Origin of the sequence: Kitasatospora sp. NPDC036755 (assembly GCF_040636595.1) — a bacterium.
GTDB lineage: Bacteria > Actinomycetota > Actinomycetes > Streptomycetales > Streptomycetaceae > Kitasatospora.
Genome location: NZ_JBEZUT010000347.1, coordinates 1 through 8924, shown reverse-complemented (window position 1 = coordinate 8924; position 8924 = coordinate 1). Strand labels below are relative to the sequence as shown.

The window sequence follows — 8924 nt, the reverse complement described above, 5'->3', positions numbered from 1 at the left end:
GCCGCCTTAGCACAGTTGGCCAGAGCAACGCACTCGTAATGCGTAGGCCGGCGGCACGGCCCGCCGGCCCCGCCCGGCGGGCCGCCCCACCGTCCTGAGCACGTCCACCCCTCACCCGACGGGAGCCGACCGCCCCATGGCAACTCTGGCGAAGCCGAACCTGCCCAGATTCGACGTGGAGATCTTCCAGAACGAGTACCTGGCCGACGGCGCCCGCGAGGTCAACGCCATCGTCACCGTCACCTCCACCGGCGGCGGCACCTCGGGCGGTCGGCCGCTCGGCTTCTCCGACGCCGCCGCGGCGGGCACCGGCGCCTCGGCGGCCGTGGTCGTCCTGGTGGACTGCTCGGGCTCGATGGACTACCCCAAGAGCAAGATCAACGGGGCCCGCGAGGCCACCGCCGCCGCCATCGACGCCCTGCGCGACGGCACCGCCTTCGCCGTGGTCGCCGGCACCCACGAGGCCCGCGACATCTACCCCGGCGACGGCACCCTGGCCACCGCCTCCGCCATCACCCGCGCCCAGGCCAAGGAGTCGCTGCGCCGGCTCACCGCGGCCGGCGGCACCGCGATGGGCACCTGGCTGGCCAAGGCCGACCAGCTCTTCCTCACCCGCCGCGACATCGCCATCCGGCACGCCGTCCTGCTCACCGACGGCAACAACGAGCACGAGTCGGCCGAGGACCTGGCCCGCACCGTCGAGCGGGTGACCGGCCACTTCACCGCCGACTGCCGCGGCGTGGGCACCGACTGGCGGATCGACGAGCTGCGCAGGATCTCCTCGGCGCTGCTCGGCACCACCGACATCGTCGCCGAGCCCTCCGGCCTGGCCGAGGACTTCCGCTCGATGATGGCCGGCGCGATGGGCAAGCAGGTCGCCGACGTCGCGCTGCGGATCTGGACCCCGGCCAACGCCACGGTCCGGTTCGTCAAGCAGGTCGCCCCGTCGGTCGAGGACCTGACCTCCCGCCGCACCGAGGCCGGCCCCCGGGCCGGCGACTACCCCACCGGCTCCTGGGGCGACGAGAGCCGCGACTACCACGTCTGCGTCGAGGTGCCGGCCGCCTCGGTCGGCAACGAGATGCTGGCCGCCCGGGTCAGCCTGGTGCTGCCCCAGCAGGTCGCCGGCGGCACCCCGGAGGTGCTCACCCAGGGCCTGGTCAAGGCGGTCTGGACGGACGACCTGGCCTCCTCCACCCGGATCAGCCCGCAGGTCGCCCACTACACCGGGCAGGCCGAGCTCGCCTCGTCCATCCAGGAGGGCCTGGAGGCCCACCGGGCCGGGGACGTCCACCGCGCGACGGCCAAGCTGGGCGCCGCCGTCCGGATCGCCCACGCGACCGGGAACGAGGGCACCTACCGGCTGCTCCAGAAGGTGGTGGACGTGGTGGACCCGAAGGAGGGTACGGTTCGGTTCCGTAAGAACGTGAGCGAGGCCGACTCGATGACCCTTGAGACCCGGTCGACCAAGACGGTACGTGTGAAGAAGTGACCGCTGAAGACGTGACCGGACCGACATCCCGGCGCGACGCCGCACCGAGCGGGCCCGAAACGAGGGGGACCTGATGCCGATCTGCCCGAGGGGCCACGAGTCGCAGGCCGAGGACTGGTGCGACTTCTGCGGCTTCCCGATGACCCCGCCGGCCCCCGCACCGGGGGCGCACGGAGGCTACCCGGGGGCGCCCGGGGCCGACTCCGCGCCCGGCACGCACTCCGGTGGGCACCCGGGGTACGGCGGCGCGTCCTTCGGCGCGCCGCCGCCTCCGCCGCCGATGCCGCCGGGCTCCGTCCCGCCGCACGGCGCGCCCCTGCCGCCGCCGGGACAGCTGCCCCCGCCGCCGCACGGCGCCCACGGAGCCGCGCCCTCGCACGGAGCCGCGCCCTCGTACGGGGCCGTCCCGCCGCAGGCCGGACCGCAGGGCCTCACCGCGGGCCTGGCCGTCTGCCCGATCTGCCGCAGCCCGCAGACCGGACGGTTCTGCGAGGAGTGCGGCTACGACTACGAGCTCTCCACGCCCTCGCGCCGCCAGGTGCCCGGCGCCGGTCCGGCCCAGCCCGGCCCGGGTCAGCCCGGTCCCGGTCAGCAGCCGCCGCTGAACATCCCGGCGGCCTACGGCGGCACCCCGCCGCAGGCCCCCGCCGGTCATGATCCCGCCGGCCACGCCCCGGGCGGCCAACACCCCTTCGGGCAGCCGCCGTTCGGGCAGACGCCGGCCGGCGGACCGCTCGCCCCGCCGCCGGCCGCCCAGCAGGCCGTCGCCCCACCCGTCCCGCAGCAGCCCCAGACCCCCGGGCACCCGCACGGCTACGGCTACCCGCCCGTCCCGGCCGGCCACGGCCAGGACGGGCCCGCGCCGGAGAGCGGGTTCCCCGACACCTCGGTGCGCGAGGACTCCGGCCCGGTGTACGCCCAGCCGGCCGGCCCCGGCCCGAACAGCCGCGGCGGCGACTTCGGCACCTCCTTCACCCTGGCGCCGCCGCGGCAACCGCAGCCGCAGCAGCCCCAGGAGCCCGTCCCGGCCGAGCCGGCGCGGGCCAACTGGATCGCCGTGGTCTCGGCCGACCGGGACTACTTCACCGAGATGATGGCCCGCAGCGGCCCCGAGGCGGCCGGCCTGTTCTTCCCGCCGTACTGCCCCGAGCGCCGGATCCCGCTGACCGGCCGCGGCCAGCTGCGGATCGGGCGGCGCAGCCAGCACCGCGGCACGGTGCCGGAGATCGACCTGTCCGTCCCGCCGGAGGACCCGGGCGCCTCGCACCAGCACGCGCTGCTCGCCGAACAGGCGGACGGCAGCTGGGTCCTGGTGGACCAGGACTCCACCAACGGCACCACCATGAACGGCGGCGCGGAGCCCGTCGCCCCGCACACCGCGGTGCCGCTGAACGACGGCGACCGGATCCACATCGGCGCCTGGACCACCATCACCGTGCACCGGGGCTGAAAGTCCGTCAAATCGTTATCCGGCGGCCCTCCGCCGACAACTCCGGCCGGGCCGGGCGGAATTCGACATCCGCCCGGCCCGGCCGCATTCGGGCCGTCTCCAAAATATCCGCAAATTCCCCCGCACCGGTGTGCGCAGGAGCCTTCCCAGCCCCTAGGCTCATGGCACATGACTGCTGCTATATCCGCTGACGGCATCCGCCAGCGGTACGGGGATGTGCAGGCCGTCGACGGGGTGTCGCTCACCGTCGAGGCCGGCGAGTTCTACGGGATCCTGGGCCCCAACGGCGCCGGGAAGACCACCACAATGGAGATCCTGGAGGGCGTCCGGAAACCGGACGAGGGCCGGGTCGAACTGCTGGGCATGGCGCCCTGGCCGCGCAATCCGAAACTGCTGCCACGAATCGGCGTGCAGTTCCAGGCCTCCGCTTTCTTCCGGAAACTGACGGCCCGGGAGACCATCCGCACCTTCGCGTCGTTCTACGGGGTCGGCCCCAAGCGGGCCGACGCGATGCTGGAGCGGGTCGGCCTCTCCGAGAAGGCCGGGACGATGACCGACCAGATGTCCGGCGGCCAGGCCCAGCGCCTGTCGATCGCCTGCGCCCTGGCCCACGACCCGGAGCTCGTCTTCCTGGACGAGCCCACCACCGGCCTCGACCCGCAGTCCCGGCGCAACCTCTGGGACCTCCTGCGGGACATCAACGCCGAGGGCCGCACGGTCGTGCTGACCACCCACTACCTGGACGAGGCCGAGGTGCTCTGCGACCGGGTCTCGATCATGGACCACGGGAAGATCCTGCACACCGGCGCACCGGCGGCGCTGATCCGCGAGATCGACGACACCGTCCGGATCAGCGTGGCCTCCGGCCAGCTCCCGCTCGACCGGGCCCGGGAGCTGATGACCGCGGCCGGCGCGGACATCACCACCCTGGAGGACGACAGCGTCTCGCTCTCCGTCTCCACCCGCCTTCCCGCCCCGGTGCTCAGCGTCCTCGCCGAGCAGAACGCGCTGCGCGGTCTGGAAGTGCGCGGCGCCACCCTGGAGGACGTCTTCCTCCAGCTGACCGGACGGGAGTTCCGCGTATGACCCCCACCACCCCCACCGAGCCGCAGGCCCCCGGCCGGCGCGGCGGCCCGGCCGCCGGCGAGCGGGAGCGGGTCAGCGCGTTCTGGAGCCTGTCCCGCGCCATGCTGCTCGGGATGAAGCGCGACCGCACCGCGACCTTCTTCATCCTGCTGTTCCCGCTGGTGTTCCTGGTGTTCTTCGGCTCCGTGACCAAGGGCTCCGGCAGCCCCCACGCCAAGGTGGCGCAGGTCGGCGCGGTGAAGCTGTTCGACTCCATCCAGGGCGACCAGCGGGCCGGCCTGGAGAAGGTCCTCACCATCACGAAGACCGACGACGAGGCCGCCACCCTGGAGAAGGTCCGCAAGGGCGACTACGACGCGCTGATCAAGCAGGGCCCGGACGGCACCGTCGAGCTGCGCTACACCGCCGCCGACCAGGTCCGCGCCGGCGCCCTCCAGGGCATCCTCGACTCGGTGGTCCAGACCGCCAACCAGGCGGCCACCGGCCAGAAGCCGGCCTTCGTGCTGGACTCCCAGCAGGTCGAGGACAAGTCCCTCAAGCCGATCCAGTTCCTCACCCCCGGCCTGCTCGGCTGGGCCGTCGCCACCGGCGCGGTCTTCGGCGCCGCGCTGACGCTGGTCAACTGGCGCAAGACCAAGGTGCTGCGACGGCTGCGGCTGGCCCCGATCAACGCCGGCACCGTGATCAGCTCCCGGGTCCTGGTCTCGCTGCTGACCGCGTTCCTGCAGACCGCCGTCTTCCTGGTCGTCGCGACGAGCTTCTTCGGGCTCAAGCTCACCGGCAACTGGTGGCTGGTCATCCCGCTGGTGGCCTGCGCGACGCTCGCCTTCATGTCGATCGGCCTGCTGGCCGGCTCGGTCGCCAAGACCGAGGAGGCGGCCAACGGCATCTCGCAGATCATCGTGCTGCCGATGTCCTTCCTGTCCGGCTCGTTCTTCCCGCTGGACGGCGCCCCGGGCTGGCTGAAGGCCGTCTCCGAGGTCATGCCGCTGCACTACCTGGTCGACTCCGCCCAGTCGGTGCTCACCCGCGGCGGCGGCGTCATGGACGCCCTGCCGACCATGGGCGGCCTGCTGCTCTTCGCGGCCGTGCTGACCGGCATCTCCTGGAAGCTGTTCCGCTGGGAGGACTGACCCTCCCCGGCTGATCCCCACCGATCCCGACGGGGTCGTACGCCTTTGGTCCCGGTGTACGACCCCGTCGGCGTCTGCGACCATGGTCGGGTGAGAGAGATCCGGCGGGGCACGTTGAGCGAGGAGACCTTCTACGACCAGGTCGGCGGTGAAGCGACCTTCCGGCGGCTGGCCCACCGGTTCTACGAAGGCATCGCGGAGGACGAGTTGCTGCGGCCGATGTACCCCGAGGAGGACCTCGGGCCGGCCGAGGAGCGGATGGCCCTCTTCCTGATGCAGTACTGGGGCGGCCCGCGCACCTACAGCGAGCGGCGCGGCCACCCGCGGCTGCGGATGCGGCACGCCCCGTTCAAGGTCGACAAGGCCGCGCACGACGCCTGGCTCACCCACATGCGGGCAGCCGTGGCGAGCCTGGACCTGGCGGACGAGCACGAGCAGCAGCTGCTCGAGTACCTGACCTACGCCGCCGCCTCGATGATCAACACCCCGGGCTGAGCCGGCCCCACGAGGCCGTGATCCGTGAGCCCGGGCTCCGCCGAGCCCGCTCCACGCCTACCGGAGCGGGCTGAGCCCCAGCCCCGCACCCGGCGCGGCCGCGGTGCGCACCGCCACCGAGCCCGCCGGGGCGCTCAGCCGCAGCCAGCCGCCCGCCCGGTGCACGGTCAGCGGGGCGCCGGGCCGCAGGAAGCCGATCACGTACGCGGCGTGCGGCGCGCGCAGCGGCAGCTCGGGCAGCACGGAGACCGGGCGGGACCAGATCTCGTCGGCCAGCGCGTCCAGCACCGCACGGGTGCGGTGGTGCGCCGGAACGGCCTCGCTGCGCTCGCGGAACTCCCGCACCCCGGCCATCAGTTCGGGGTACACCTCGGCCACCGGCGGGGCGCCGACCGGACGCCAGCCGGTGCGCGGCGGCAGCAGCCCGGCCCAGGCCGGGCCGGTCACCGGCGCGGGCAGCCCGACGGCGCCCGCCTCCGCGTCCACGCCGTCCAGCAGCTGGCCCGCCGAGACGGTCAGGTCCACCGCCTCGTCCAGACCGCCCAGCCGCACGGTGCGGATCGCCAGCGTCCCCGAGCCGCCCAGCGGCAGCCGCCCGAAGACCGCCAGCACGCCGTCCCCCTCGCCGGGGCCCACCGCCTGGAGCCGGACGGCCGCCGCCCGGTCGAAGCGCAGCAGGCGCTGCAGGAAGGCGGAGAGGTCGGCGGCCTCCCCGGTGTCGGTCAGGGCGAGACGGGCGGTGATGGTCACAGCGGTTCAGCTCGAATCGTCGGCTCGAATCGTCGGGTGGGGTCAGACGGCGGCGGCCACCGGTTCCTCGTCCATGAAGCGGCCCAGGAACTCCCGCTCCACCGGCGAGATCCGGCGCGGCCGGCCCTCGGCCAGGTCGTAGGGGACGACCACGGTGGACGCCCGGACGTACACGGTGTCGCTGCCGTCCTCGGCGACGTCCTTGATCTCGTAGGAGACGGTCAGCGAGGCGCCGCCGATCTTCGTCACCCAGGTCTCGATGGTGACCGGCTCGGGCCGGTGCACCAGCGGGCGCTTGTAGTCGATCTCGTGGCGGGCCACCACCGAGCCGCCCGCGAACTCCCCGGCGCCGGCCGCGGCGGCCTGGGTGAACATGAAGTCGATCCGGGCCTCCTCCAGGTAGCGCAGGAAGACCACGTTGTTGACGTGCCCGAACGCGTCCATGTCGGACCAGCGCAGCGGGCAGGCGTAGATGTGGCGAGCCACGGGAGTTCTCCTCGGTGTCCGGTCGCCCGTCGGCGCCGCTTCCCGGCGAGGGCCGGTGGCGGCGACGGGCCGCGGCCCGGCAGGCCACCCCGGAGGGCAGTCTGCCGGGCCGTTGTGACGGGCGGGTGTCAGCCTCGGGTCAGCTTCTTGTAGGTGGCCCGGTGCGGACGGGCGGCGTCGGCGCCGAGCCGCTCGATCTTGTTCTTCTCGTACGACTCGAAGTTGCCCTCGAACCAGAACCACTTGCTCTCGCCCTCGTAGGCGAGGATGTGGGTGGCCACTCGGTCCAGGAACCAGCGGTCGTGGGAGATGACCACGGCGCAGCCGGGGAACTCCAGCAGGGCGTTCTCCAGCGAGGAGAGCGTCTCGACGTCGAGGTCGTTGGTGGGCTCGTCGAGGAGCAGCAGGTTGCCGCCCTGCTTGAGGGTCAGCGCCAGGTTCAGGCGGTTGCGCTCACCACCGGAGAGCACGCCGGCCGGCTTCTGCTGGTCCGGGCCCTTGAAGCCGAAGGCCGACACGTAGGCGCGGGACGGCATCTCGACCTGGCCGACGTTGATCCAGTCCAGACCGTCGGAGACGACCTCCCAGAGGGTCTTCTTCGGGTCGATGTTGGAGCGGGTCTGGTCGACGTAGCTGATCTTGACGGTCTCGCCGACCTTGACCGTGCCGCTGTCCGGGGTCTCCAGGTCCTGGAGCATCTTGAACAGGGTGGTCTTGCCGGCGCCGTTCGGGCCGATGATGCCGACGATGCCGTTGCGCGGCAGGGTGAAGCTCAGGTCGTCGATCAGGACCTTCTCACCGAAGGCCTTGTTGAGGTTCTCGACCTCGATGACGACGCTGCCCAGACGCGGGCCCGGCGGGATCTGGATCTCCTCGAAGTCCAGCTTCCGCATCTTGTCGGCCTCGGCCGCCATCTCCTCGTAGCGGGCCAGACGCGCCTTGGACTTCGCCTGGCGGCCCTTGGCGTTGGAGCGGACCCACTCCAGCTCCTCCTTGAGGCGCTTGGCGCGCTTGGCGTCCTTCTGCCCCTCGACCTTGAGACGCGACTGCTTGGACTCCAGGTAGGTGGAGTAGTTGCCCTCGTAGCCGATGGCGCGGCCGCGGTCGAGCTCCAGGATCCAGCCGGCCACGTTGTCCAGGAAGTACCGGTCGTGGGTGACGGCCACGACGGTGCCCTTGTACTTGGCCAGGTGCTGCTCCAGCCAGTTCACCGACTCGGCGTCGAGGTGGTTGGTGGGCTCGTCGAGCAGCAGCAGGTCGGGGGCCTCCAGCAGCAGCTTGCAGAGCGCCACGCGACGCTTCTCGCCACCGGAGAGCTTGGTGACCGCCCAGTCGCCGGGCGGGCAGCCCAGGGCGTCCATGGCCTGCTCCAGCTGGGCGTCCAGGTCCCAGGCCTCGGCGTGGTCCAGCTCCTCCTGGAGCTTGCCCATCTCCTCGAGGAGGGCGTCCGAGTAGTCGGTCGCCATCAGCTCGGCGATCTCGTTGAAGCGGTCGAGCTTCCCCTTGATCTCCTTGACGCCGTCCTGGACGTTCTCCAGGACCGTCTTGGTCTCGTCCAGCGGCGGCTCCTGGAGGAGCATCCCGACCGTGAAGCCGGGCGAGAGGAAGGCGTCGCCGTTGGAGGGGTGCTCCAGGCCGGCCATCATCTTCAGCACGGTGGACTTACCGGCGCCGTTGGGGCCCACGACGCCGATCTTCGCTCCGGGGAGGAAGCTGAGCGTCACGTCGTCAAGGATGACCTTGTCTCCGTGAGCCTTGCGCACCTTGCGCATCGTGTAGATGTATTCCGCCACGTGAGATCGCTCCGGCGTCGTCGGGAGTAATTCGGCTTGCAGCCTTCCATTGTGCCGCACCCGGCCCGGAGCCCCGAATCGCCCAGGTGACCCCACCGGGGTATCCCGAACGGCTCCCCGGCCGTCACCGGCCCTCGGCCGTCCGGCCGGCCCCGCCGCCCCGGCCCCGGGCCGCGTCGAGCGCGGTACCGGCCGAGCCGCCCGACCCGCCCCGGCGGCCGGAAACACCGCGGCCCGAC

At 72.6% G+C, this 8924-nt stretch carries 8 protein-coding genes; 5 read left to right on the top strand and 3 right to left on the bottom strand.

The features are described 5' to 3' along the window. The first annotated feature begins 136 nt into the window (after positions 1-136). The 5 genes from AB0E96_RS34455 to AB0E96_RS34435 all read left to right on the top strand — a co-directional run bounded on the left by AB0E96_RS34455 (position 137) and on the right by AB0E96_RS34435 (position 5656). The gene (locus tag AB0E96_RS34455; protein ID WP_359829737.1) at positions 137-1492 is read left to right on the top strand and encodes a VWA domain-containing protein; all 1356 of its coding nucleotides are present in this window, start codon (positions 137-139) and stop codon (positions 1490-1492) included. A 73-nt stretch (positions 1493-1565) separates the two neighbouring features. Then, positions 1566-2942 (top strand): FHA domain-containing protein, encoded by a 1377-nt coding sequence (locus tag AB0E96_RS34450; protein ID WP_359829736.1) that lies wholly within the window; start codon positions 1566-1568, stop codon positions 2940-2942. A 168-nt stretch (positions 2943-3110) separates the two neighbouring features. Further along, on the top strand, positions 3111-4028 hold the full coding sequence (locus tag AB0E96_RS34445; protein WP_359829735.1) for an ABC transporter ATP-binding protein: 918 nt from the start codon (positions 3111-3113) through the stop codon (positions 4026-4028). Continuing rightward, positions 4025-5161, top strand: coding sequence for an ABC transporter permease (locus AB0E96_RS34440; protein WP_359829734.1), 1137 nt, complete (start codon positions 4025-4027; stop codon positions 5159-5161). The genes AB0E96_RS34445 and AB0E96_RS34440 overlap by 4 nt, the downstream gene beginning before the upstream one ends. Before the next feature lie 90 nt (positions 5162-5251). Then, positions 5252-5656, top strand: a complete 405-nt coding sequence (locus AB0E96_RS34435) for a globin (protein ID WP_359829733.1) — start codon at positions 5252-5254, stop codon at positions 5654-5656. A 57-nt stretch (positions 5657-5713) separates the two neighbouring features. On the opposite strand, the gene AB0E96_RS34430 is transcribed toward AB0E96_RS34435, so the two are convergent. The 3 genes from AB0E96_RS34430 to ettA all read right to left on the bottom strand — a co-directional run bounded on the left by AB0E96_RS34430 (position 5714) and on the right by ettA (position 8685). Further along, positions 5714-6400, bottom strand: coding sequence for a hypothetical protein (locus AB0E96_RS34430; protein WP_359829738.1), 687 nt, complete (start codon positions 6398-6400; stop codon positions 5714-5716). 48 nt (positions 6401-6448) lie between these two features. Continuing rightward, positions 6449-6892: a thioesterase family protein gene (locus tag AB0E96_RS34425; RefSeq protein ID WP_359829732.1), complete on the bottom strand. Its 444-nt coding sequence runs from the start codon at positions 6890-6892 to the stop codon at positions 6449-6451. Positions 6893-7020: 128 nt separating this feature from the next. After that, a complete protein-coding gene (gene ettA, locus AB0E96_RS34420) occupies positions 7021-8685 on the bottom strand; it encodes an energy-dependent translational throttle protein EttA (RefSeq protein WP_359829731.1) in 1665 nt (554 codons plus the stop codon). Positions 8686-8924: the final 239 nt, after the last annotated feature.